The sequence below is a fragment of the Peribacillus sp. V2I11 genome (assembly GCF_030817135.1).
In the GTDB taxonomy this organism is placed as follows: Bacteria; Bacillota; Bacilli; order Bacillales; family DSM-1321; genus Peribacillus; species Peribacillus simplex.
Window position 1 is genome coordinate 3,436,030 of record NZ_JAUSYW010000001.1, and the last position, 23,368, is coordinate 3,459,397.

General features: G+C 36.9%; 17 protein-coding genes and 6 pseudogenes. 16 read left to right on the forward strand and 7 right to left on the reverse strand.

Features of this window, described 5'->3' with window-relative positions:
• Positions 1 to 300 precede the first annotated feature (300 nt).
• Both QFZ73_RS16765 and QFZ73_RS16770 read left to right on the forward strand, forming a co-directional pair.
• The gene (locus QFZ73_RS16765) at positions 301 to 453 is read left to right on the forward strand and encodes a hypothetical protein (RefSeq protein WP_307268398.1); all 153 of its coding nucleotides are present in this window, start codon (positions 301 to 303) and stop codon (positions 451 to 453) included.
• Between the two features lie 560 nt (positions 454 to 1,013).
• Positions 1,014 to 2,489 (forward strand): annotated as a pseudogene (locus QFZ73_RS16770) (IS1182 family transposase).
• A gap of 336 nt (positions 2,490 to 2,825) precedes the next feature.
• Here the strand turns inward: QFZ73_RS16770 and QFZ73_RS16775 are convergent.
• Entirely contained in the window at positions 2,826 to 4,106 is a 1,281-nt protein-coding gene (locus tag QFZ73_RS16775) for a M20 family metallopeptidase (RefSeq protein WP_307268402.1), read from the reverse strand.
• A gap of 869 nt (positions 4,107 to 4,975) precedes the next feature.
• On the opposite strand from QFZ73_RS16775, the pseudogene QFZ73_RS29165 reads away from it, so the two are divergent.
• Positions 4,976 to 5,056: pseudogene (locus QFZ73_RS29165) on the forward strand (IS6 family transposase); the annotation flags it as partial.
• 124 nt (positions 5,057 to 5,180) lie between these two features.
• Here QFZ73_RS29165 and QFZ73_RS16785 read toward each other — a convergent pair.
• From QFZ73_RS16785 to QFZ73_RS16805, 5 genes are all read right to left on the reverse strand, one after another.
• Positions 5,181 to 7,013, reverse strand: a complete 1,833-nt coding sequence (locus QFZ73_RS16785; protein WP_307268406.1) for an amidohydrolase — start codon at positions 7,011 to 7,013, stop codon at positions 5,181 to 5,183.
• Between the two features lie 13 nt (positions 7,014 to 7,026).
• Positions 7,027 to 7,620 (reverse strand): antibiotic biosynthesis monooxygenase, encoded by a 594-nt coding sequence (locus tag QFZ73_RS16790; protein WP_307268409.1) that lies wholly within the window; start codon positions 7,618 to 7,620, stop codon positions 7,027 to 7,029.
• Positions 7,617 to 8,261 carry a hydrolase gene (locus QFZ73_RS16795; protein ID WP_053535280.1) on the reverse strand — a complete coding sequence of 215 codons (645 nt, stop codon included), beginning with the start codon at positions 8,259 to 8,261 and terminating at the stop codon, positions 7,617 to 7,619. The genes QFZ73_RS16790 and QFZ73_RS16795 overlap by 4 nt, the downstream gene beginning before the upstream one ends.
• 183 nt (positions 8,262 to 8,444) lie before the next feature.
• Positions 8,445 to 9,089, reverse strand: a complete 645-nt coding sequence (gene ycaC / locus QFZ73_RS16800; RefSeq protein WP_251437498.1) for an isochorismate family cysteine hydrolase YcaC — start codon at positions 9,087 to 9,089, stop codon at positions 8,445 to 8,447.
• Between the two features lie 160 nt (positions 9,090 to 9,249).
• Positions 9,250 to 9,810: an NADPH-dependent FMN reductase gene (locus QFZ73_RS16805; protein ID WP_307268418.1), complete on the reverse strand. Its 561-nt coding sequence runs from the start codon at positions 9,808 to 9,810 to the stop codon at positions 9,250 to 9,252.
• Positions 9,811 to 10,076: 266 nt separating this feature from the next.
• On the opposite strand from QFZ73_RS16805, the pseudogene QFZ73_RS16810 reads away from it, so the two are divergent.
• The 5 genes and pseudogenes from QFZ73_RS16810 to QFZ73_RS16830 all read left to right on the forward strand — a co-directional run.
• Positions 10,077 to 10,349, forward strand: a pseudogene (locus tag QFZ73_RS16810) (low temperature requirement protein A); the annotation flags it as partial.
• Between the two features lie 390 nt (positions 10,350 to 10,739).
• The gene (locus tag QFZ73_RS16815; protein WP_307268421.1) at positions 10,740 to 11,681 is read left to right on the forward strand and encodes a ring-cleaving dioxygenase; all 942 of its coding nucleotides are present in this window, start codon (positions 10,740 to 10,742) and stop codon (positions 11,679 to 11,681) included.
• Positions 11,682 to 11,786: 105 nt separating this feature from the next.
• Positions 11,787 to 12,734 (forward strand): ring-cleaving dioxygenase, encoded by a 948-nt coding sequence (locus tag QFZ73_RS16820; protein ID WP_307268424.1) that lies wholly within the window; start codon positions 11,787 to 11,789, stop codon positions 12,732 to 12,734.
• Positions 12,728 to 13,336, forward strand: a complete 609-nt coding sequence (locus QFZ73_RS16825) for an alpha/beta hydrolase (protein ID WP_307272849.1) — start codon at positions 12,728 to 12,730, stop codon at positions 13,334 to 13,336. The genes QFZ73_RS16820 and QFZ73_RS16825 overlap by 7 nt, the downstream gene beginning before the upstream one ends.
• Positions 13,337 to 13,728: 392 nt before the next feature.
• Positions 13,729 to 14,565, forward strand: a complete 837-nt coding sequence (locus QFZ73_RS16830) for an alpha/beta fold hydrolase (RefSeq protein WP_307268427.1) — start codon at positions 13,729 to 13,731, stop codon at positions 14,563 to 14,565.
• A gap of 1,203 nt (positions 14,566 to 15,768) precedes the next feature.
• Here the strand turns inward: QFZ73_RS16830 and QFZ73_RS16835 are convergent.
• Entirely contained in the window at positions 15,769 to 16,017 is a 249-nt protein-coding gene (locus QFZ73_RS16835; protein ID WP_307268429.1) for a hypothetical protein, read from the reverse strand.
• Positions 16,018 to 16,754: 737 nt separating this feature from the next.
• Between QFZ73_RS16835 and QFZ73_RS16840 the strand changes: the two genes are divergently transcribed.
• The 8 genes and pseudogenes from QFZ73_RS16840 to QFZ73_RS16875 all read left to right on the forward strand — a co-directional run.
• The gene (locus tag QFZ73_RS16840; RefSeq protein WP_307268432.1) at positions 16,755 to 18,488 is read left to right on the forward strand and encodes a T7SS effector LXG polymorphic toxin; all 1,734 of its coding nucleotides are present in this window, start codon (positions 16,755 to 16,757) and stop codon (positions 18,486 to 18,488) included.
• A 2-nt stretch (positions 18,489 to 18,490) separates the two neighbouring features.
• Positions 18,491 to 18,835, forward strand: a complete 345-nt coding sequence (locus QFZ73_RS16845; RefSeq protein ID WP_307268434.1) for a tRNA-Val4 — start codon at positions 18,491 to 18,493, stop codon at positions 18,833 to 18,835.
• Between the two features lie 350 nt (positions 18,836 to 19,185).
• Complete coding sequence (locus QFZ73_RS16850) at positions 19,186 to 19,641, forward strand: SMI1/KNR4 family protein (protein ID WP_307268437.1); 456 nt, start codon at positions 19,186 to 19,188, stop codon at positions 19,639 to 19,641.
• A 263-nt stretch (positions 19,642 to 19,904) separates the two neighbouring features.
• Entirely contained in the window at positions 19,905 to 20,414 is a 510-nt protein-coding gene (locus QFZ73_RS16855) for an ankyrin repeat domain-containing protein (protein WP_307268441.1), read from the forward strand.
• Positions 20,415 to 20,654: 240 nt separating this feature from the next.
• Positions 20,655 to 20,881, forward strand: a pseudogene (locus QFZ73_RS16860) (SMI1/KNR4 family protein); the annotation flags it as partial.
• Between the two features lie 78 nt (positions 20,882 to 20,959).
• A pseudogene (locus tag QFZ73_RS16865) lies at positions 20,960 to 22,081 on the forward strand (IS3 family transposase).
• 269 nt (positions 22,082 to 22,350) lie between these two features.
• On the forward strand, positions 22,351 to 22,812 hold the full coding sequence (locus QFZ73_RS16870; protein ID WP_307268444.1) for a YrhA family protein: 462 nt from the start codon (positions 22,351 to 22,353) through the stop codon (positions 22,810 to 22,812).
• Positions 22,813 to 23,270: 458 nt separating this feature from the next.
• Positions 23,271 to 23,354, forward strand: a pseudogene (locus QFZ73_RS16875) (HNH endonuclease); the annotation flags it as partial.
• Between the last annotated feature and the right edge of the window lie 14 nt (positions 23,355 to 23,368).

Consider the following 23,368-nt stretch of genomic DNA (forward strand, 5'->3'; position numbering starts at 1 on the left):
AAGTAAATCTTCCGCATTATAGGGGGCATACAACTTGTCCATGTTGGAGGGTGTGCTTTGATCGTTTCATTCCACTGCAGGCACTCGCTTTCCGCGGGCGGTCCGGGAGCCTCCTCGGCGCTTTTGCGCCTGTGGGGTCTCCCTTGGACGCGTATTTCCCGCAGGAGTCTCGCACCTTCCGTTTCAATCAACTCTGCGTGAAAACTAAGTCGACACAGCAACACAGATAGAAAATGATCCATCTTTTTTAAAGATGGATTCTTTTTAATTTGTCGTAAAACATTGGGGTGTATGGGATTTTTGACTGAACCTACAGGTGCTTACCCCAAAAAGGGAGTTGCTTCGGACGTTATTTTTCTAATGGAGGAACTTAACGACGTTTTATGGAATACGAGAATAATAAGTTATGGTATCGGAGTAGGAGTAAAGGTAGGATTAGAAGAAGATAAGTAATTCTAAAAAACAGTGATTAAAAAAAAATAAAGATTAGGTGGTGAATTTTGATATTGATGTCTACTAATAAAGAGAATTTTAAGAAGGCTTTAAATTTTGGATTATTATTTTATGCGATATTTGTGGGAATACGTGGAACAATATCCTTTTCAGTTTTATTACTTTGGGTTGTTCCAAAAGATCAAATTTCATCAATATTAGCACCTTTACTTTTCATAGCTTTATATCTCTATGGTTCTTGTGCCATATCTATACCTATTCGTTCAAAAATCAACAAAAAATAGGGATGATAATGAATTGATTTTGAATTCATTATGAAGATAGATTGAAATGTGGAATAAACACATTACCTGAAGGTTTAAGATAAGTGATGTTACTATAATTTGTATATAGGAGGAGTCATTATGGGAAATCCAGGCAAAAGATGACTCCTGTTCAATACGAGGCTGCTGAAAAAGTCCAATATTTAAATTAGGCAGTTGAAAGTTCGATTCAATCGAACTTTCAACTGCCTTTTTACTTTATAATAATGATATTAATTGTATGTAGGTGATATCCAAATGATTTCAAACCAAGAATCTCTCAATCTTAGCCCATTCATGGCGATATATGATATTGTTGTGCCAAAAGATAATATGCTTCGAAAAATAAATGACTTTGTAGACTTTACGTTCACCCTCGAAGAATTAAAAACAAAATATTGTCTCGATAACGGTCGCAATGCAGTGCCACCCATTCGGATGTTCAAATATTTATTGCTTAAATCGATTTATGATCTGCCAGATGTGGATGTAGTGGAACGTTCTAAATACTTATATGTCGTTTAAATATTTCCTTGATATGGCGCCAGAAGATTCAGTAATTGACCCGAGTTCTTTAACGAAATTCCGAAAACTTCGTCTACAAGATGTAAGTTTATTAGACATGCTTATTGGGAAGACAGTTGAGATTGCACTAAAAAAGGAAATCATTAAAAGTAAAACAATTATCGTCGATGCCACTCATACAAAAGCACGTTATAATCAAAAATCACCCAAAGAATTTTTACAAGAGAAATCGAAAAATGTACGAAAAGCCGTGTATCAAATCGATGAATCTATGAAAACTAAATTCCCATCTAAACCCACTTCTAACGAAGTAAAAGAAGAAGTAGATTATTGCAATGAAATCATTGCCATTGTTGAACAGGAACCACAAATCGCTACGATTCCAGCTGTGAAGGAAAAATTAAATGTATTAAAAGAAGTCGTGGAAGATTACACAGAACAGCTTAGCTTTTCCAGTGATCCTGATGCTCGTGTTAGACATAAGACAGCTGATTCTTCTTTTTTTGGTTTTAAAACACATATTGCGATGAGCGATGAACGTATTATTACGGCTGCGATTGTTACAACTGGTGAAAAAAGTGATGGAAAATACCTACAAGATTTAGTCGAGAAAAGTAAAACAACTGGCATTGAAATAGAAACAGTCATTGGTGATACGGCGTACTCAGAAAAAGAAAATATTCAATATGCGAATCAAAATGAACTACAATTAGTTGCGAAATTAAAATTAAATCCTAATATCACACAGGGTACTAGAAAAAAAGAGGATGAATTTGAGTACAATAAAGATGCTGGTATGTATGTGTGTGTGTAAAGCAGGACATTTAGCTAAACGCAAGGCACGTACAGGCAAGAAGGGCATTAATAATAATCAAAAAGACACTTATATGTTTGATATTGAAAAATGTAAAATATGTCCATTCCGTAATGGGTGTTATAAGGAAGGTGCAAAAAGCAAGACGTATTCTGTCACAATCAAATCAACGGAGCATCGCGAACAGGAAGCGTTTCAAGATAGTGAAGAATTTAAAATGTTAGCGAAAGAAAGATATAAAATTGAGGCGAAGAACAGTGAACTCAAACACAGACACGGGTATAATGAGGCGTCATCGGTCTATTAGGCATGGAAATTCAAGGAGCAACAGCCATTTTCGTAGTCAACTCAACCTCAAACGAATTCTCACGATCCTTAAGCAGAAAAGTAACTAAATATGAAAGAAATAGATCACTTCCTGTTCAAAATCGAACAGAAAGTGATCTATTTTTGTTTGAAAAACAATTACTAACTCTAAAACGTAAGTTTTTCAGCAGCCTCGTTCAATACAAAAATCATCTTTTTCAAGCTGCCTAGGCTTTTTTAAGCTGTCCTTTACAAAAGGTACATTTTATTTCTGCTCCAGACTCTTTTTTTAGCTTTTGGTCTTCATGTAAATTTGAAACAAAGTTTGATCAAAACACGCTAATAACCACCACCATATACACCTTGAGAGAACATTAGCAGTAGCGCGTGCAGTATACCCTGCATAAAGTTTAGTGAAAATAGATTTAAAATGACCTAAGATACTTGACTGCCGTCTCAGCATATATCTCGGCAGATTCTACTAAGTCCTCCACTGAAACCCGCTCATCGTACCCATGGATAGTGTGTTCCAGCCCAGGACCGTAAAGGACGGTATCAATGCCATGGCGCCGGAAGTGACTGGCATCACTTGAACCAAGCAAAAGTACGCTGAAGACGGGTTCCTCCATTCCAAGGACACGCTGGATTCCCAGTTCCATGGCCCTCACAATTGGACGATTCTCTAAGGTCCAGTTCGGATTAGTAAAGGGTACCAGTGGCTCTACAACCGCACCTGGCGCTACAGCACTAACAAGATTCCTAGCGACTTCAAGTACAAACTCGGGCTTCATACCGAATGGAACCCGGGTATCCACTTTAATGATACACTTGTCTGCGACGACGTTCACATTTGTTCCGCCCTGGATAACACCTGGATTGTAAGAGGGACGATAAAGTAACTGTGACAGTAAGGGATTTCCTAGATGCTGGGATAGGAGCGACTCAGTATTGTACAAAAGTTGACAAGGCTCTGCCGGAGGCTTTGCCTTGAGCTCCCATAGCTTGGTTAGTGCTTCGACCGCGGCTGCCCCTCTTCGTACGGCGGAGATTCCATAAAGCGGTTGTAGGCTGCCATGATCTGCCTGACCTGGTATGATCACCTGCATCCATGCCTTGCCCTTTTCACCGGCATTCGGATGGTAGGGGTCCGTTGGTTCACCAATCAGACAAGCATCACCCTTAATCAATCCTTGATCCAGGAGCGAGGCCACCTCAATGCCGCCAGTCTCTTCATCCGGAGAGGCAATAACTCCTAGGCTACCTTTCAAATTAAGAGTGGGGGCGAACTCCTGAAGTAGTCCAGCCACAAAAATCAGTGATGCCAAGCCTCCTTTCATATCGGAGGCTCCCCTACCCAAAAGCATACCTGCTCTGACTTCTCCTGAGAAAGGATCGAAGGTCCAATGTGAACAATCGCCTGCAGGTACGACATCTGTATGTCCACAAAATAGGAGCCGTGGACCAGGTACCCTGGTTAAGGGAGCATCACAGACCACGGTAACCAGCGCATTTTCACTACGGCGGTGCTCGGTAATCAAGAACCCTTTTGCTGCTAGGTATCGGCTAATATGGCGTCCCATTTCTGCTGACCGCTTCTTAAACTCGGGCGATGGATTTTCAGATGGAATTCGAATAAATGAAGCAGCAAGTTCGACTAATTCCTGTTGCCTTGACCTTATCAGCTGCCGGATTATTCTGGTACTCATATAAATACATCCCCTCCATGTCCGGCATTAGCCGCAGTATTTCTATACTATTCTATGTGCTGTTCCTAGATCATATTTCTGAGGTTAAAAGTGGGGAAACATTTGATACATGTTATTTAAACTCGTTCAATGCTATAGTTAAACTTAATGAGCCAAAGAGCCAAAGATATATAGGGGTAGCGTCACATGCCCATAAAGCTAAGAAAACAAGTCGACCCCAAAACGAAAAAAACGGGTTTACTTGTTACAAATAAACCCATTTTTTTCGTTTTGGGGGAGTTATAGAATTTTAACTTGATGGCTATGTGGTACCCCTTATTATACGAATTCCCTTAGGATATCTGAGTTGCTTTTTCTCTATTTCCTTATTCAATGCGGATGAAGAACGGAATAATGAGACTTAGAAGTAGTATTCCGGCCAACGATGCAAAGGTAATCAAATGACAGCCACTTTTGACTAATGCAATTGATACAATTGGTCCGATAGAGGCACCTACGAAAGCCATAAACATATGAAACGAAACAGCAATACCACGAGAGGATCCAGCTAGTTGTCCAATTAATGAAATGATGGTAGGAAGGGTCAAGGCAATACCTGAAACAAACTAACATTCCAATGATACCAACAGCTCGAATCAATAGTATTTGCCAGTGGTTTAATCCAAAATTAGGACCACTTAGATAACTTTCTAGGGTTGTATAATAGCCAACTAGTGAAATAAAGAGCACTGTTGAAATAATATAGCAAATAGGTAAGTCTTTTTTATTAAATATTACTCCAATTTTAATAAAACAAGAGAAAACAGACCCATCAGGTTTCTTATTTGCATCTCTTGGTATAAGATAGGCGATTAATATAGCGGATATAAAAAGGACAGACTTTGCAAGGAGAGAAGTCTGTCAAAAAACAAATCAAGTTAATCAATCAACTCTTCGGTCTTACCGCATAGTAGTAGATTCCGTTAGGAATACACTGCTATTTCGTATCTACATACTATTTGCACCAGAACCCATATTACCATTATGATCTTAATACCATTACTATTTGGGTCCGTCCTCGGCCCCAAACCCTTATTAGAAAGCAAAGCAAGTACAACCAATACCCCATTTAGTTCCATCTTTTCCTATTACGGTATGAGTGTGTTGATGGAGAGGGTTACTGCAACTATGTTTGTTATCATGGGCATCGTGAGAAAGTATATTGTGGGCTAGGTTAGCACCACCATAACCATAAACTCCCGTCGGTGACCAATCAGGTGATGCTGGCGGCAATTCAGGTGATAAATTTTTAAATTCATCATTTCCATAAACAACCTGCCCACCCATAATGGTGAGTAATGATTCAAGGTCTTTGATTCCTTCTTCTGGCACAGTAAAGTAGTCAGCAGACAATACAGCAATATCAGCAAACTGACCTACTGCAAGGGTACCCTTTTTATCTTCATCACCGGAGAACCATGCACTTCCTTTGGAATATAGTTCCAGGGCTACTTTTCTGTCAAGTTTATTCTTTTCATCGTATATCGAAAGACCACCAATGGTTTTTCCTGCAACCATCCAGTAAAGAGCAACCCAAGGGTTATAGCTGGAAACCCTCGTTGCATCACTACCGGCGCCAACAGGTATACCCAGGTCTAGCATACGATAAATCGGAGGAGTATGCTTTGCAGCTTCCTTTCCGTATAAATCAACAAAGTATTCACCTTGGAAAGCCATGCGGTCTTGGATGGCAATACCGCCATTTAAAGCCTTAACACGTTCCATACTACGATCTGAGATTGTTTCTGCATGGTCAAACCACCAGCGTAGACCATTAAAAGGAATTTCTCTGTTGACTTCCTCAAAAACATTTAAGAAACGTGTTATTGACTCGTCATAAGTTGCATGTAAACGGAATGGCCAACGGTTTTCCACCAATAGAGAAATTACTTTCTTTAAGTCAGCTTCCATCACCGTAGCTAGGTCGGGCCGCGGCATTTGGAATTTTTCAAAATCGGCTGCCGAGAATACTAACATTTCTCCGGCACCATTCATTTTATACTTATCATTTCCTTGACCTGGAGAAACAATTTTTGCCCATGAAGCAAAGTCTTCATATTCATGATTTGGATTTTGCGTAAATAGATTATAAGCAATACGCAAAGTTAATTGATCATTCTCGGCTAAATGTTCAACAACTTTGTAATCATCAGGATAATTTTGGAATCCACCACCTGCGTCAATGGCACTTGTGATACCTAATCTATTTAATTCGCGCATAAAATGGCGAGTAGAGTTAATCTGGTCGTCAATATTAAGTACTGGAGCTCTACCCAAACTTGAATATAGAATAGAAGCGTTAGGATTGGCAATTAAAAGACCCGTTGGATTACCTCGTTTATCTCGCTGAATTAAACAGCCCGGAGGGTCTGGGGTATCTTTTGTGTATCCCAGTGCACGCAGCCCTGCACGATTTACAAGTGCTCTATCGTAAAGATGTAGCACAAAGACAGGCGTGTCTTCAGAAACAGCATTAATCTCTTCCAAAGTTGGCATCCGTCTTTCTTTAAATTGAAATTCAGACCAACCTCCAACTACTCTTACCCACTGGGGAGCAGGTGTCCGCCTTGCCTGCTCTCTAAGCATTTCCAGAGCAATAGCAAGTGATGGCACACCTTCCCAGCGCAATTCCATATTATAATGAAGACCGCCACGAATAACGTGTATATGAGAGTCATTCAAGCCCGGAATAGCTCTCTTTCTTTTAAGGTCTATTTTTTTGGTTTTTTCTGTGGCACTATCTAGAAGCTCATCTCCACCTACCGCAGTGATTAAACCATCAGTTATGGCGATAGCCGATACCTCAGGTTGAGATGGGTCAAGGGTAGTGATTTTTCCGTTATATAAGATCATATCCGGTAAATTCATGTTCACACCTCGTCTACTTCCTATTATTCTGTAACCATGGATGAAATATTTTACCGAGAATCGGCATTACTACCCATGATAGCAAGGACACTATACATACTGAACCAAAAAAAGCTGACATAATAGGATTCATATTTTTTATAATAGGTCCTATCACTATAGGAACCAACATGCTAAGAGGCCATACACCAAGAACGGTAACAATGGACATTTTCCATTTTGGCGGTGGAACTGGCGTTTTCGGAGTAACAAACCAATAAGCCAAACTGCTTTCAGTTTTGTAAGTTGGATTAGTAGCTTGAAATGGTTCTGCCTTTTTTAACAAATCTCGACGAATATCTGATTCTTGCCAAGCACGTAGATGCTCATACGTATCAAAGCGAAAAACAACAGTATACTCTCTGGATCCGTTATTGGGGACTATTAGATTTACGCCTAAATGCCCTGGAAATTCAGTAGCGGCAGCTTCGATTTCATGTCTCCACGTTTCAAACTGCTTTTCTCTACCTTCTTGAATTTCCCATGTAACAATCGTTGTTACTGGACCGCCAGCATCCATAGTGTTCCCTGTTTGATTTTCTCCGGCAGTTACTGTTTCTTGATTCATATTTTTCTGCTTGGAGGCGCGCCATGTACCATAGTATATGCGTATTCCACGCCTTGACCATAAGCGCCAGTGTGTTCTTTTACAATTTCCATAACAGCATCATAAGTGTCTTTGCGTGCCCAGTCACGTTGGTATTCAAGTAAAACTTGAATTGCTGTCACTGGAATTGCTCCAGCTTGTTCTACACGACGCATAGCAGCGTTATGTGCTGTCAAACTAGTACCACCTGAAGCATCATCAACTGCATAGACTTCATAGCCAGCTTTAATTGCTTCAAGCACAGGGAATGCAAGGCAAACTTCAGTCCAAAGTGCTGCAAATATCAATTTCTTTCTACCTGTTGCTTTAACTGCCTCAACAAATTTTGAATCTTCCCAAGAGTTCATTGAACTACGTTCTATAATTTCATGGTTTGGGAATATGTCAAGAATTTGTGGCCAAAAATAACCAGAAAAGCTTTGTGTTTCAACTGTAGTAAGAATAGTAGGTACGTTAAAAGCTTTTGCTGATTTAGCAAGCAGCATAACGTTATTCATTAATGTTTGTCTGTCAATGCTTGCAACTCCAAAAGTCATTTGAGGCTGAAAATCGATCAAAATTAATGCACTGTTCTCCGGGGTTAACAATTCTAAATTACTCATAATAAAACACTCCTTTTTTAAAATTGTTTCATCTTAAAGGCAATTATTAGTTTCAGCTGTAATCGTAAAAATAAAAGCCTTGCTATACTTCTTATTTAAAAAGGAGCGCTGATTAAATCAGCGCTAAATTTATGCTATCCACTTTTTAAAAAAGTGATTTATAGCTATTTCTTAGAAATAAATCTAAGCATTTTGTTTACTGAGATCTCGCTGAGCTCCCATATAGCTTCCAATTACATTTTGATAACCTGGAAGATTACTAGCAAGCAAATTGCCAAAACCTTCGACATCGTTGCGCCAATCGCGTTGTAATTCGCACGCTACGCTAAACCAGTTCATAAGTTGCACGCCACTATGTGCCATACGCGTATTGGCAGCTTCTGCAACTTGTTTACTGAAAGTTCCTGAAGCATCAGTAACAGCAAATACTTCATACCCAGCTTTTATAGCGGAAAGTGCCGGGAAAGCAACGCAAACATCCGTAACTACGCCCGCGAGGATAAGTTGTTTTTTTCCAGTTTTTTCGATTGCTTTTACAAAATCATCATTATCCCATGCGTTAATTTGTCCAGGACGAGCTATTTTTGGCGCGTTAGGAAAAAGATCAACCAATTCTTGCATTAGTGGTCCATTAGGTCCGTTTTCAAAGCTTGTTGTTAAAATAACTGGTAAATCAAAAAACTTAGCAGTGTGAGCAAGAGCCAAAACATTGTTCTTGAATTCATCAACACCATAGTCACGAACTAGTCCAGCCATAAGGCCAGTTTGATGATCCACTAAAAGAACGACAGCATCATCTTTGGAAATACGAGAATAGAGATCAGACATTATGTATTCCTCCTAAAATTAAAGTAATGAAGAAAGTTTATTTACCATAAGTTCCTTCATTTGCCACAATCAGTTTATAGCTAAACTTATATTAACGTCAATAATTTTCTTGAAATCAGAAAAAACGTCAGATTTATTTTTAAAAATGCTTGCTCTACTTCTATTTATCTAAAACAAGGGTTTTATCTATCCAATTTATAAATTGTTGTAAATAACGCTGAAGATAACGTTTTGTTTGTTCGTCAGTAAGCACTTTCTGATCGGAATCAATCTTTTCATGTACTTGAGAAATCAGCACTTTTTGAAATGGAAGAACATGAACTTGCATAGTTTCTAGTATTTCTCTGATTTGCATCTGAGCATAAACAGTACCTAATCCCCCAGGAGTTGCTCCAATTAGGCCAACCGGTTTTCTGCTAAGAACAGCGGATTTCCGAGGTCTTGATGCCCAGTCCAATGCATTCTTTAATACGCCTGGAATTCCAGAATTGTACTCTGGACTTACAATAATGATACCGTCAACGTCCTGGATAGCAGATTTAAATGATGTCACTGTTTCTGGAACACTTATTTCTAAGTCTTCATTAAAAAAAGGTAGATTATTTATCTCGATCCAACGAAATTGATGGGAATCATCCATCTCTGTTAATGATTGGGCAATGATTCGATTATAAGAGTTTTTTCGTAAACTACCACAAATAAGGCCTATGGTCTTTGTCATATATTTCCTCCCTTGTTAAAATCACTTCATAGTACCATTATATGCCAACATGAAAAAGTGGCTTTATGCCTAATCTTCAAACTGTTTAATTTAATGAAGTGTTTAGTACAAAAAATCTAGGATGTAAGGATTTCCCATTAGTTTTCTTATTATTGGCTTGTGTTTGCAAGCTATGGCAAATAGACTATGTCTATTTATTTTCTCTTCCAATCACTATATATTTCCAGCATTCTAGTAACTATAAAAAAATTGGAGGGAGTGCAGAAATGGAAGAAAAGAAAGTCACGTGGTTAGAACTCTTTTATGATTTGTTATTTGTGGCGGCGGTTGCGGCTGCAACTCATGTTTTACTTCATGTTGAAGATGGTCATATCCATGTAGAGTATTTAGTAAAGTTTGCCTTAATTTTCATTCCGATCTGGTGGGCTTGGGTAGGGCAAACCATCTTTGTTAACCGTTTTGGAAAAGATTTATTTTATCAACGAATCTTTTTGATCCTGCAAATGTTTTTTGTCCTAATAATGACATCAAGCTTATCTACTTCTCTGATTGAATAAAGGTGAATCTTCTTGCTATTTCAAATAGTAATCGCTAATTCAATATAGCTTCCTGGTGAAAACTTCAATAATGTCAACCTCAACTATAACTTTTTTCTCCTTCTGACCTATTTCATTTGAATCATTGGAAATCATATATCATCAATATCACTTTGATATCGAAAATGTTGGGCGATACCCCTTTATTTAACCAACTTAATAATGGATATTGTGAATAATTTCCATGATTCTTTTTTTAATAAAATTAAAGATCTAATATTTATAGAAAAAGGAAAAAACACCCATAAAGTCGTATATACAATTATCGACAAATTGGCGATGCTTTTTTAAGGGTAGTGTCTAACCAGAAATAAAAATGGGAGTGAAAATAAAATGAGTAAAAAAACGATGGGTATTCACCACATTACTGCAATTGTTGGTCATCCTCAAGAGAATGTTGATTTCTATGCAGGTGTATTAGGTTTACGTTTAGTGAAAAAAACTGTCAATTTTGATGACCCAGGTACCTACCATCTTTATTTTGGTAATGAGGGTGGAAAACCAGGAACAATCATGACATTTTTTCCATGGGCAGGAGCTAGTCAAGGAAAAATTGGTGATGGTCAAGTAGGAGTTACATCTTATGTTGTTCCAAAAGGAGCTATGAAGTTCTGGAAAAAAAGACTGGAATCCTTCAATATTCCTTTTACTGTAAGGGAGCGCTTTAGCGAGGAATACTTGGAATTTGATGACCCTCATGGGCTACACTTGGAAATTGTTGAAAGGGAAGAAGGGGAAGTAAATACATGGACCTTTGGCGGGGTAACACCTGAGGTAGCTATTAAAGGCTTTGGCGGTGCTACTTTATTATCGACCTATCCTGACAAAACGGCTGTATTGTTAGAAAACATATTGGGACTGGAATTAATCGGCAAGGAAGGCGACTTTGCACGTTACCGTTCTTCAGCAGAAATTGGCAATGTAATTGACTTAAAATTAACGCCAATAGGGCGCGGGACAATGGGTGCTGGAACCGTACACCACATTGCATGGCGGGCAAAGGATGATCAAGACCAATTGGAATGGCAAAAATATGTTGAGGAAAACGGATATGGGGTAACTCCTGTACGAGATCGAAACTATTTTAATGCGATTTACTTTAAAGAACACGGGGAAATTCTCTTTGAGATTGCAACAGATCCTCCAGGATTTTCTCACGATGAATCTGAAGCGACGATGGGAGAAAAATTAATGTTGCCAGAGCAGTATGAACAGTTTAGAGGGCAGATTAAACAAAGTTTATTACCATTTGAGGTAAGGGAATTAGAGTTGTGAGCTGGTTAGCTGGTACAAATTATGCAAAATTAGGTGTTATTTTTTCCATAGAGAGACCTAATTAATTTCTTGATCAAAGTAATGAAAAGAATGGGAATGGTGAGGTTGCAAAAAACAAAAGGGATCCATCATATAACAGCAATGGTGAACGATGCCCAAAGAAGTATTGATTTTTATGCTGGCATACTGGGGTTAAGACTTGTAAAAAAGACGATAAACTTTGATCGTCCAGAAGTCTATCATCTTTATTTTGGAAATGAAACTGGTCAACCTGGGTCTGTTATAACTTTTTTTCCGTGGCCAAAGCAGTTAAAAGGTCGAATTGGAACAGGACAGGTTGGAGTAACCAGTTTTATCATCCCGAATCAATCAATTGAATTTTGGGAAAATCGTTTGAAAAAATTTAGAATTAGGTTTATTCAATCAGTACGTTTTGGAGAAAAATATTTACAATTTCAAGATCCGGATGGTCTTGAAATTGAATTAGTGGAACGAAATGAAGGGCCCAAAAATAATTGGAGTTTTGGAGAAGTCGATTCAGAGGTTGCAATTAAAGGGTTTGGTGGAGCTATTTTAATTTCAACTCAGCCTAATAAAACTGCGAATGTGCTTGAAAACGTATTAGGGCTCGAATGTCTTGGGCAAGAAGCGAGCTTCCTTAGGTTTAAATCGGATGGTCAGTTTGGAAATACAATTGATATTAAGCTAACTCCTTCGGTTCGCGGGTTAAAAGGGGCTGGAACTGTTCACCATATCGCATGGAGGGCAAAGGATGACCAAGATCTTTTGAGATGGAGAACACTTCTTCAAGATAAGGAGTATTATCCGACTGAGATTCGTGATCGAAACTACTTCAAAGCTGTGTATTTCCATGAACAAGGCGGTATCCTTTTTGAAATAGCGACCGATCCGCCAGGCTTTTCCGTTGATGAAGCTGTCGTTGAGCTTGGTAATAAACTGATGTTACCATCTTGGCTGGAGCCAAAACGAGAAGAATTAGAAGAAGCCTTACCTACTGTGGAAGTTCGCGTTCTGGAGGGAGATCAATCATGAAACATATATTTAATAAGGGTAAAGATTCAACGAAACCAACGTTATTATTACTACATGGTACTGGCGGAAATGAATTAGATTTATTACCTATAGCGGGAAGAATTGATGACGAGGCTTCAGTGCTAAGTGTCCGCGGAAATGTATTGGAAAATGGAATGCCTCGATTCTTTCGGAGATTAGCTGAAGGTGTATTCGATGAGGAAGATCTGATTTTCCGTACAAAAGAATTAAATGAGTTTCTTGATGATTCTGCTGCAAAGTATAATTTTGATCGAGAAAACATGATAGCTATTGGATACTCAAATGGAGCTAATATAGCTGCTAGTTTATTATTTCACTATCAAAATGCATTAAAGGGTGCCATTCTCCATCACCCGATGGTACCGAGAAAAGGAATTGTTCTTCCTGATTTGTCAGGAAAATCAGTATTTATTGCTGCTGGTAAAAATGATCCTATATGTTCGTCGATGGAATCTACTGAACTTCAATCCTTATTTGAAAAGGCTAATGCAAAAGTTGAAATTCATTGGGAAAATAGGGGGCATCAATTGACTGTTGATGAAGTTGAAGCTGCGGCTCACTGGTATCGTAGGGTCTTTTAAACTTTAGTAATACAAATTAAATTTTTTGTAAATAACTTAAAACTTGCAGAGTGAAATCGATAAATAAGCCTTGATGTTTTAGGAAGGGCTGTGATTCCTAATTCCAACTTAATTGTAGATACCCCAATTGGAGTTGCTTAGAAATCTCTAATTCGATTTTTTAGTTTAATTTTTTCAATATTTTTTAATAATTTACACACCTTGGTTTAAACAAATAAATTGTAATCTAATATATTAATTGATTTAATATTTTTCCTATAATTTTACAATTTTAATAGTGGGGAATATAATAATCCTATAAACATTTTGCAAAAAAAATATTTTAAATGTTTTGGATAAAGAGTTTTTTTGATCAGAGAAGCAAGAATATAGATTCATGGGAGGAAATTTATATGGCAAAATTTACTGTAGGTAATGAAAATCATGCTCCAATTGAACTTTATTATGAGGACTATGGTTCAGGGAAACCCGTTGTCTTAATACATGGTTGGCCTTTAAGTGGACGCTCTTGGGAATATCAGGTGCCAGCTCTTATTGAAGCAGGTTACAGAGTCATAACATATGATCGTCGAGGATTTGGAAAATCATCTCAGCCGTGGGAAGGATATGAATATGAGACATTTGCTTCTGATTTACATAAACTGTTAGAACATTTAGATCTTCAAAATGTCACACTTGTTGGTTTTTCTATGGGTGGAGGTGAGGTAGCTCGATACATTAGTACGTATGGAACAGATCGTATTGAAAAGGCTGTTTTTGCTGGAGCAGTTCCTCCTTATTTATACAAATCAGAGGATAATCCTGAAGGAGCATTAGATGATGCAACAATTGAAGAATTCAAAAGTGGCGTGATAAATGACCGCCTTGCATTTCTTGACAAATTCACGAAGGGATTTTTCGCGGCTGGTAATCAAACAGATTTAGTTAGTGAGCCATTCCGTTTATATAATCGGGATATTGCAGCTAGTGCCTCACCTAAGGGAACGCTCGATTGTATAACGGCCTTTAGTAAGACAGATTTTAGAAAGGACTTGGAAAAGTTCAATATACCTACTCTTATTATTCACGGTGACTCTGATGCAACTGTACCTTTTGAGTTAAGTGGAAAACGTACATATGATTCCATTCCTGGTAGTAAGCTCGCTCTAATAAAGGGTGGTCCGCATGGATTAAACGCAACTCATCCAAAAGAATTCAATGAAGCGTTACTAACATTTTTAAAAGACTAATAAAGTAATGACAGTTTTACTTAAATGAGAAAGAGCATTCTTTGTTAATAATATCGTATGAATCAGGTGTGGAATAACTCCTTATCCATATGCACTTTAGTTGAAAAAACAGCACAAAAGGATCTTCGTTTGGAGCTGTTGACAAATACCCCTTTAAACAAAAAAAGATGAACATCTACTGAATGTAGTGTTTATCTTCTTTTTTTGTTTACTATATGTTGTGTCCGGTTATGAGATTCTTTAGTTTGTCAACAGTCCCGTTTGAAGATCCTTTTTCAGTACCGATAATAAACATATGAAACTGGAATATCCTAAACGTTGTAAATTCGCGTTTTGCTGGTGGTACCCGGGTAGCGTCAGGGAAATGTGCTTAACGTTGTCAATCCGCATTTTCCTTCTTTGAGACTGGAAATAGAAAAAAATGAAGGGAAATATAATGGTTCACTTAGGAATCCAGTATCGAATTCAGAAATTATAACAATGAAATAAACTATTCAGCAGAAACTAGGAAACATTATTTTCCCTGAGTCGTATATTGACTTTCTAAAGAATGTAAATGGATTAGTAATCTATGGTGTCGATGAAACGCTACTTGATAACGAAGCAGATGAAGATATTCAGGGGTTTATTAGAAAAACGAGATTTGATATGAAATTGCAAGGATTGGATGATGGAGAATTCTGTTAATTATTGAAAATTGAAGGAGAAGCTTTAAGGAGGGACCGATGTAAATATATCTGGTGCTTTCCGTGAATTTTTATTATTATTTGCTGGATCTTTTGGGAGGCTTTTGTACTTTTGAGTTACTAATCGTAGGTGAAGAGAATTATATACATTTATTTCCTGGAAAGAGTATGGCTTTCCGAAAAGTATTTAGTTTTAAGTGGACGTATTGCTAGCTTCAGAGGGTGCATAATTTTATAAGGATTTTACGCCACTCCAAAGAATTAATTTTACTCCACTTATATTCATGGTTTTGTCTATCCCGTTCTGTAAAATCAGGTTTTCATCATCTCAAAGATACAGGTCAATTACTAAGATGCACCGTTCATTCATTCCTATAGCATATGATTTCAAGAAAATTTTAACGCCTTTCCCCGATTGAATACCGAGATTACTATACTATTTTTTCTTTTCTATTTGAAATAAGATAATTTAAGAAAAAGGTTTTAAAAAATCTTTTTCTAGTGGCTGAAATTTAGACTAGTACATTTTGTCATACATTTCCTTTTTTCTTTTTAAAAACAAACCGATGTCTTTTACATCCTGTTCACCTAAACCATCAAAATGACTATCAGAGAAAACTAACTCCTCGTATCTCCAAATCGCAGATACGGCTCCATCAATAATACCATTAAATTTATAGTGCCAATTATCAGGTAAAGTATTATCCGATACTTCAAATAACTCAGCGGGATACCAAAGAGGGAAAGCTGGGACTTCAGAATCCACGTAAATTAGATATCTTATACCATCCTCATACAAAATCATACTATAGACATAATATTCTTGATTTCTAACTCATCATATTTAGTTTTAATGTTATGCCCTTCCTTTACACTTTAGGACTGAACATATACCATTCAGAGGATTTACATTTGACAATCATTTTAATGGCCTCTTTCTTTTTGGGATATAACAGACATTAAATTGTAAACATAAATTTAATGTCTGTTATTTTTATTTATAAATGAAAATTATTGAGAAGGTTAGAGGAACCAAATTATTACGCTTCTGAATAAATTCACTAGATAATCTTCTTCAATCATTTATATTTAAAATCATCATATTTTTTTGATTTTTTATTATAGTTAAAATGAATATTTCCTTTACTAGTTTTTATTACCCTTTGCATTTTAACCCACCCATTAGATCCTAACCATCTCTTATCGTTGGAACTAATTTTTAAATAATGGGAAAAAATTGAACCACTTACTAACCTGAACAACAGAAGAACGCGTATTGATGATCAGTGGCGCTGGACAACATTATAGCGTCTCAAAGTGTTTTAAGCTTAGGTTAAAGTTGATTTAAAAAAAACAATTGTTTAATGAAATCCCCGCTTCATTTCTTGAATAAATTTAGAAACTCTTCTAAAATATATTTAGTCCATAATTTTACAGTGAATAAAAATATTACATACAAATGAAATCTAGTTATAAGAAAAGAAGTTGAAAGGATTTTCCATTATGTCGATGATTTACGAATCTCAAACACTAGTTTCTGCCATGCAAACGCGTGTCGGACAATATAAGGACCTAAAAGAACAGCTCACGGAATTAAAAAAAGGATTTGAGAGTATCGTTAATTTGGATGATGAGCTGCAGGGGCAAGGCGCAGTGGCCATTAAAGGATTTTACAAAGCTCAGATCGATGTCGTGGATTCTTGGCTGCGTCTGATCAATCGGCATGTTGCCTTTTTAAGTGGAATTCAAGGAGATACAATCGAAGCTAACCTGAGTGAAACCGTGGTCACAATTCCTTTTTTAGAGGAAGAGCTGGAAAACGCCAGTCGAAATTCCAAGGAAATGGTCACGGCCCAAAAAAATGATTTGAAAAAAATATTTGCTGGAATTGGTGATATCATTCAGTTAGAGCCCTTTTCTGACGATGCGGTCTTTGAAAATATGGAGAAAGCTGAAAAGAAACGGACCCAAACGATAGACAAAGTAAACGAAATCGATCATAAGTGGACGACTGAATATGCTAAATCCGAAGCGGACCAAGCGGCAGTGACAGCACTCTTGGAGCAATTGAAAGTATCCAGTACAAGGGGAGGAGAAGTATCCCCGCTCTATTTTAATGCAGCAGCTTATAAAAATAGTGAAGCCTATAAAAACCTAGCAGTCAGGAAAAAAGAAACTGCGGAATATCTGAAGGTTAAGAAAGAGGAAGCAGAGAACCGTCGGATCAAGGAATTGAAGGCACAACTCGATCATGTAACAGATCCAGATGAGTTCCTCAAAATCGCCGAGCAGATCGGGTATGAAAACCTAGGCCCCACCCAACAGCAATATGTTATGCAGCTAGAAGCGTCCAAGCAAACGGCAGACATAGCAAAAGGAATTGGCGTAGGCCTTTATGATGTGGGGAAAGACTTTGTGACGGGAATTTGGGATTTTGTCACAGACCCTGGAGAAACGGTTGAAGGCGTAGCAAATTCGATCATGCACCCGATAAAAACCTATAAATATATATCCAAATCCATCTCGGACTCATATGAAAGAGATATGGTAAATGGCGATGCCTATTCGCGGTCTCATTGGGTAACTTACGCCCTCGGAACAGTCGTCACATCAGTAGTGGGGACAAAAGGCGCGGGAGCCGTAACGAAAACTGGGGTAGCGGCTACAAAAGCGGCTGCAGTAAAAGGTGCCTCGAAGGCAAAAGAACTGGCCACTATCCCTAACCTATTACCATACAATCCTAAAAACCAACTGTCGTTGGCAGGGGGAGTACCTTATAATGTGGTTAATGGTGCTGGGTTGAAGGATCAGTTAATTTCTATGGCGAAAGTGGAGTCTGAGGTTAGTGGAGATGGTGGGAAGAAGTTTACTATAGATACTATGAGGCATGTTTATCACGGAGAGATTAATCGACGTGGACAAGCTGTTGGTTATCATCACGAGAGCATGATGGGCGGTAAAATAATTCCGGGCACAGAAACAAGACCTGATAGAAATGGAGTATATAGAGCTAAGGTGGTAATAGATGGGGTAGAAAAAAGAGCAAAATCAAGTTTTTTCCCAAAAGAGTGGGATCGGATACAAGTTTTAAAAGCTATTGAAGATGCTTTTAATAATAAAGGACAGATAGGTAGAAATAAATATTCAACGGTAACTTCTTCTGGAATTACAATAGAAATGTATTTAAAACCAGACGGTACCATTGCTACTGCCTATCCAATTTATGAAGGAGGTTGAGTATGAAATATTCATACGAGTTTTATAGGGATCATTTAGATATGCTGAGAATAAAATTACCAGGTGAGATAGAATTATTCGCTGATTTTATTGAAGACATCCCTACTGAGGAAGAAGCAGATGAGTATATTACAATAGTTGAAAATGTTATAAATGGTTTACACGAAAAGTTTGAAATTCAACTTAATGCCACAAGTGTGCTAATAAAAAAAGATGTGACAGTCCTTGAACACTTTTTTACATATGAAGAGCCTTATGAAAACGAAATGGAGACAGAACAATTTAAAGAACTTATGCTAATTTGGAAAAATAAAATTCCAGAAAGATTCAAGAAAAATGAGAATTGAATTTATGCTTTTAGTTTGATTGTTTGTTGAAATGAAAAAAAAACTAAAAAGTCTATAAAGGTTATGTGAAGCCTTATTAAATAAGCACTATGTGTATTGGTGAAAACTAAATAAAAATCGAAGATATCTTACATAACAAGTTCACCCAGGTAGCGCGAACAATATATGTCGTATTAATCTAAACCCTTGGCATCTATGGTGTCAGGGGTTATTTCGGGCCCCATTCATAAAAGCCAATGAAGTCATCAATTGCCCGATAAATTAGCAGAAAAAATTTAATATATTTATTCTGTTGTATTCTTAAAACTTGTTCGTGCAATACGAAATTCAAGATTAGTAGGTGATTTTTGGTGAAATATTCAGCTTTACAGGAATTCATTAAGCAGTATGGCAAAGAAGCTGATTTTACGGGAGGGGTAAGTGAAGAAAAAGTTGAAGAAACTGAAAATAAATTACAGGTGCCATTACCGGAAAGTTACAAGTGGTTCATAAAAAACTATGGCTCAGGAGGAAGTTTTGGTATTGATATAATTGGTTATGACTTAGTAGGTGCATCAGTAGTAGCTGCCACCAAAGATCATCAAAAGTATTATGGTTTAATTGAAGGACTTGTGGTTATAGAAGATATAGATGAATTTGCTTATTGTCTCGATACTAATAAAATGAAAAATGGAGAATGTCCAGTTATTACGTGGGATAATCAAGAAGGCTATGGTCGAACGCTTGCCGATAATTTTTTAGACTATTTCATTGACCGCCTTAAATTGGCAAAAGAAGAATGGGATGAAGATGAAGAAGATTGGTAAAAGCTTAAGGTAATAGTTATTTATCTTGTTTTGTTATAAAGTAAGAATTGTTTTTATATAAGAAGAAGTGGATAGAGCCTTTCAAAAATCAAAGGGACTATCCATTTTTTTTCATTTAGATTTATTTGGGCACCCAATGCCGTAATAGGACGACATAGTATTGATGCTCTAGGAAGTAGTGAATCGGTTAAGGACTGTTGAAGTTCTTGAAGATTTAGGAGACATAGCTAGTTCAAGGTAGTAGAAATACAGGAGGTAATGTTATGGATGAAAAAAGTCTAAATAAAACTATAAGAAATGCTATTAAGCTCGGTGATAATAATGAAGTAAAGCGTTTAATAGGAGATAATCCAGAATCTTTACATACAATGACACCATTTGGTACATGGTTACATGTTGCAGCAAAGAAAGGACATTTTGAAATAGTAGAATATCTGATTCTTAAAGGAATTGATGTCAATACAAAAGGTGATATATTTGATGCTTCTCCTTTAAGAGTGGCTGCAGGAGAGGGGCATTTGGAGATAGTTAAGTATTTAATAGAGAGAGGCGCAGAATTAGATGTGACCTTAGCAAAAAGAAATCCATTATTTGGAGCGATTTATGGAGGACATAAAGAAGTTGTGGAGTTTCTAGTTGAAAAAGGAATAGATATTTCAATTAGATATACGGGAGAGAGTATTAAGAATATGGATGCATATGAATATGCTAGAGAATTTGGGCAAACAGAAATTGCTGAATATTTAAAGCAGAAGATGGATGAAAAGGAATAGAAAAAAAATAGACTAATTATTTAATTGTCATGATATATATAGGGTGTCCTACTGCTACTATAAAAAAACAGATAAACTTAGATTATATTAGAAATGTAGAGACAACAACAGGATTAAAAATTTATAAAGCGCAAATGGAACAATTAATATACGTCCTGCCAAATGCCTGATGAACATCAGGCAGGCATTCATGGTAAAGGATCTCCATCAAATAAATTGTTTCCAAGGAGGAAATTGATGGTGGCTAAATTTGATTATATAAAAAAAATCATAAGTTTTTTCCATTGAAAGAAAAAGATCTTATAGAAGCAGAGCAAAGACTCGGATTTAAATTCCCTCCTGAACTAAGGGAGTTTTACTTAGAAGTTGGGTATGGTTTTTTAAAAGGCAATAATGAGAATTCAATAAGTAGATTAATGGATCCTGATATTATTGCAGATATTACTCTAAGGGAAGGTATCTTTGAGTGAATCGTCTACACTTATCTGGACAGAAGTTTAAAGGGCAGATACACTTAACTCACTACAGATAAGGGAGCACTCAAAATGACCAAGCGAGAACGCCGTACGTTCACTTCCGAATTTAAACAACAGATCATTCAACTCTACCAAAATGGGAAAAACCGAAAGGCTCTTATTGAAGAATATGAACTTACTCCTTCTTCTTTAGACCGGTGGATACAACAGAGTGAAAACACAGGTTCTTTTAAAGAAAAAGATAACCGTTCTCCTGAGGAACAAGAACTTATTAAACTACGAAAAGAACTGAAGAAGTTACAGATGGAGAATGATATTTTAAAGCAAGCCGCGCTGATACTAGGACGAAAGTAAATGTAATTAAACGGAACAAAGATAAATACTCGGTATCAGCAATGTGTGGCGTCCTAGAGCTTTCACGGAGCACCTATTACTACGAAGCAAAAGAACGAACCTCAGAAGACGATGTCACAAACGCCATTTTAGACATTTTTGATAAAAACCGTAAGGCGTACGGAACACGTAAGATTAAGGTTGAATTAAAGAAAAGAGGCCTTACGGTCTCCAGAAGGCGAATTGGCCGAATCATGAAAGAACAGGGGCTTGTTTCCTCTTATACAATCGCTCAGTACAAACCGCAAAAGACCTCATGTAACGAATCAGTCCAGGCAAACGAATTAAATCGGGAATTTCTACAAAAAGAAGAGAAAAAAGTAGTGGTAAGCGATTTAACATATGTCAAAGTCAAAAATAAATGGCATTACATATGTGTCTTTGTCGATCTCTTTAATCGTGAAATTATTGGATTTAGCACAGGACCTAACAAGGATGCGAAGCTTGTGGCAAGAGCGTTTGCATCTATCAAAGGGGAACCTCCGTGATATTCAGCTCTTCCACACAGATCGAGGGAATGAATTTAAAAACAAGCTGATTGACGAAACGTTAACCATATTTGAGATTGGTCGTTCACTAAGTATGAAAGGTTGCCCTTATGATAACGCTGTCGCGGAAGCGACCTTTAAAATCATTAAGACTGAGTTCGCCAATCAAACAACATTCGCAAGCTTAGATCAGCTAACACTCGAATTTGGAGACTATGTGAACTGGTTTAATAAGCTGCGAATTCATGGAACTTTAGGCTACGTAAGCCCTCTAGAGTTTAAGAAGTTATCCCTTAAAAAAGTTGTTTGATTTAGTGTTGACAATCCAGAGTATGACCCTGACTTAGAGGGGATATATGAAGAAGCAGACAAACTTGTTTTTTATGAAGTAAACGAGGGTGTATATTAAACACTTGATCTAAATTATACTCAAAGGACCTGTGTACACTTCTTTGAGACTAAAATAAAGGATTCATTAGATGAGTTTATAAAAAAATTGATGAAGAAAATGAATACTTTTTTGATATTTGAGGATGATGTTTACCCTTCAAAAGGGTTTTAAAGAAAGGAAGAGTACATATGCCCCAGTGGAAAGAATTATTAATAAAAGTAGAAAAAATTGAAGTTAAATATGATAGTTCACTTAGGAATCCAGTATCAAATTCAGAAATTATTAAAATGAAACAATCTATTCAGCAGAAACTAGGAAACATTATTATTCCTGAGTCGTATATTGATTTTCTTAAGAATGTAAATGGATTAGACTTTAATGGATTAGTAATCTATGGTGTTGATGAAACGCTACTAGATAACGAAGTAGATGAAGAGGTTCAGGGGTTTATTGAGACAAATGAGCTTTGGTATGAGAATGACTGGCAAAAGCAATACATATTTTTGGGGGATTCTGATACTGCATGGTATTGTTATGACTTAAACGAGGGAGTATATGTAGAGCTTGATAAACCCTCAGGAACTTTAATTCAGTCATTTGATAGTTTCGATTCTATGTTGAGTGATGCACTTGAAGCAAGCCTTCTGTAATTCTATACTCCGAAAGTATTATAATGATAGGTCGCATAATACTAGGAATAGGTGACATGACATGTTTACCGAAAGTAAGGCAAATGCGATTAACTAAAGAGATAAACAGCTTATTGTTTTTACATGGCTCTAGTTAAGAATAAAATATTGCTATTGTCGTTATGCATTCTATTAACACTTATTGTTAAGCTAAAAAAACATAAACGAAAAGCACTTGATTGTCTAATATAGGCAACAAGTGTTTTTTTGCTATTAAACCAAAACCATTCACAACAAAAAGGCCGATATCTCTTTATCATTTAAAAAGACACTAGTTGTAACGGGGGGGGCAACTCTTTGTAAGGTGGTAATGGGGCTCTTTTTGCATTACTGATGTTATGATATCTAGTTGATGCTTCTATAATGGATATTAGAAAACCACCAAAAGGGTATCATGGCATCATCACCAAGATGGAAAAACGATGAAGCTAGTATATGAAGATATTCAAAGAGAGTTTAGACATATTGGTGGTCAATCAAAAATTAAGGGGAAAAATAGGTAAGATTAGAGGGGGGC

Bases quoted from the DNA above. Each gene is read 5' to 3' on its own strand.
- QFZ73_RS16870 (WP_307268444.1), top strand. From the start codon at position 22,351: ATGCCCCAGTGGAAAGAATTATTAATAAAAGTAGAAAAAATTGAAGTT.
- ycaC (WP_251437498.1), bottom strand. From the start codon at position 9,089: ATGTCTGATCTCTATTCTCGTATTTCCAAAGATGATGCTGTCGTTCTT.
- QFZ73_RS16795 (WP_053535280.1), bottom strand. From the start codon at position 8,261: ATGAGTAATTTAGAATTGTTAACCCCGGAGAACAGTGCATTAATTTTG.
- QFZ73_RS16840 (WP_307268432.1), top strand. From the start codon at position 16,755: ATGTCGATGATTTACGAATCTCAAACACTAGTTTCTGCCATGCAAACG.
- QFZ73_RS16855 (WP_307268441.1), top strand. From the start codon at position 19,905: ATGGATGAAAAAAGTCTAAATAAAACTATAAGAAATGCTATTAAGCTC.
- QFZ73_RS16785 (WP_307268406.1), bottom strand. From the start codon at position 7,013: ATGAATTTACCGGATATGATCTTATATAACGGAAAAATCACTACCCTT.
- QFZ73_RS16815 (WP_307268421.1), top strand. From the start codon at position 10,740: ATGAGTAAAAAAACGATGGGTATTCACCACATTACTGCAATTGTTGGT.
- QFZ73_RS16830 (WP_307268427.1), top strand. From the start codon at position 13,729: ATGGCAAAATTTACTGTAGGTAATGAAAATCATGCTCCAATTGAACTT.
- QFZ73_RS16775 (WP_307268402.1), bottom strand. From the start codon at position 4,106: ATGAGTACCAGAATAATCCGGCAGCTGATAAGGTCAAGGCAACAGGAA.
- QFZ73_RS16790 (WP_307268409.1), bottom strand. From the start codon at position 7,620: ATGAATCAAGAAACAGTAACTGCCGGAGAAAATCAAACAGGGAACACT.
- QFZ73_RS16805 (WP_307268418.1), bottom strand. From the start codon at position 9,810: ATGACAAAGACCATAGGCCTTATTTGTGGTAGTTTACGAAAAAACTCT.
- QFZ73_RS16845 (WP_307268434.1), top strand. From the start codon at position 18,491: ATGAAATATTCATACGAGTTTTATAGGGATCATTTAGATATGCTGAGA.